The sequence below is a fragment of the Lactobacillus sp. ESL0263 genome (assembly GCF_003692845.1).
GTDB classification, from domain to species: domain Bacteria; phylum Bacillota; class Bacilli; order Lactobacillales; family Lactobacillaceae; genus Lactobacillus; species Lactobacillus apis.
Genome location: NZ_REHL01000011.1, coordinates 1 through 1,629 on the forward strand (window position 1 = coordinate 1; position 1,629 = coordinate 1,629).

At 42.4% G+C, this 1,629-nt stretch carries 1 protein-coding gene; it reads left to right on the forward strand.

Annotated elements, in window-relative coordinates:
• Positions 1-1,629: DUF1542 domain-containing protein (locus F5ESL0263_RS08650; RefSeq protein WP_122036423.1), on the forward strand; the 1,629-nt coding region annotated here is incomplete at both ends.

The window sequence follows — 1,629 nt, forward strand, 5'->3', positions numbered from 1 at the left end:
TTGAAGATGGTAAAGCAGCAATAGCAGCAGCATATCAGTCAGGAAACCTTGATAATGCAAAAGCTACTGCTAAGGGCGATATTGATGCTGAGGTGGCAAGAGTCCAAGGGCTAATTGACGCTGACCCATACTTGAGTACAGCTAAGAAGGAAAAGCAGAAGAATCGTGCAAAGAGTTTGGGTGAAACTGTCAAGAGTAATATTGATAGTGCAACTAGTGGTGATGGTGTAGCTCAAGCACTTAACATGGGTAAGACACTTATCATTACAGCATATGAACAGGGAGAGCTTCCAGAGGGCAGAGAGAACGCTAAGCAAGAAATTGCCGATGAAGCAAAATCGGTTAAGGATAAGATTGATGCCGACAGCTTATTAACAACAGCAGACAAGGCAAAGCAGAAGCAAGACGTTGATAACGCAGTAACAGAAGCCAATGCCGCAATCGATGCAGCAACCACACCAGATGAAATTGCCAAGGCAGTCGAAGATGGTAAGGCCAAGATTAATGCCGCATATCTACCAGGTAAGGACTTAAGTAATCAAAAGGCAATTGCTAAAGGCAACATTGCTAGTCAAGCAAGTGTTGTTAAGGGCAGCATTGATGCCGATCAAAACTTGACTACTGCTACAAAAGAAGAACAAAAGAAGAACGTTGATCAGGCCGTAGCAGAAGCCAATGCCGCAATTGATGCCGCAACCACACCAGATGAAATTGCTAAGGCAGAAGCAGATGGTAAAGACAAGATTAAAGCTGCATATGTGCCGGGCAAGGACTTAAGTAGTCAAAAGAACAATGCTAAGCAAGAAATTGCCGATGAAGCAACTACAGTTAAGAACCGAATCAATGCTGATGATAACTTACCAACTACCGAAAAGAACAAGCAGAAGCAAGATGTTGATAACGCTGTAGCAGAAGCCAATGCCGCAATTGATGCCGCAACCACGCCAGATGAAATTGCCAAGGCAGTAGCAGATGGTAAGGCCAAGATTAATGCCGTATATGTGCAGGGCAAGGACTTAAGTAATCAAAAGAACAATGCTAAGCAAGACATAGCCAATGAAGCAACAGATGTTAAGAATAGTATCGATGCCGATCAAAACTTGACTACTGCTACAAAAGAAGAGCAAAAGAAGAACGTTGATAACGCTGTAGCAGAAGCCAATGCCGCAATTGATGCCGCAACCACACCAGATGGTATTGTTCAAGCAACTAATGAAGGTAAAAATAAAATTCATGCGGCATATGTACCAGGCAAGAATTTAAGTACTCAAAAGAATGATGCTAAGCAAGACATTGCCGATGTAGCAACTACAGTTAAGGGCAACATTGATGCCGATGGCTTATTAACTACTGTTGAAAAGAACAAGCAGAAGCAAGACGTTGATAACGCTGTAGCAGAAGCTAACGCCGCAATTGATGCCGCAACCACGCCAGATGAGATTGCCAAGGCAGTAGCAGATGGTAAAGATAAGATTAATGGTGCTTACCAACCAGGTAAGGACTTAAGTAGTCAAAAGAACAATGCTAAGCAAGAAATTGCCAATGAAGCAAAATCGGTTAAGGATAGTATCGATGACGATAGCTTATTAACTACTGTTGAAAAGAACAAGCAGAAGCAAGATGTTGATA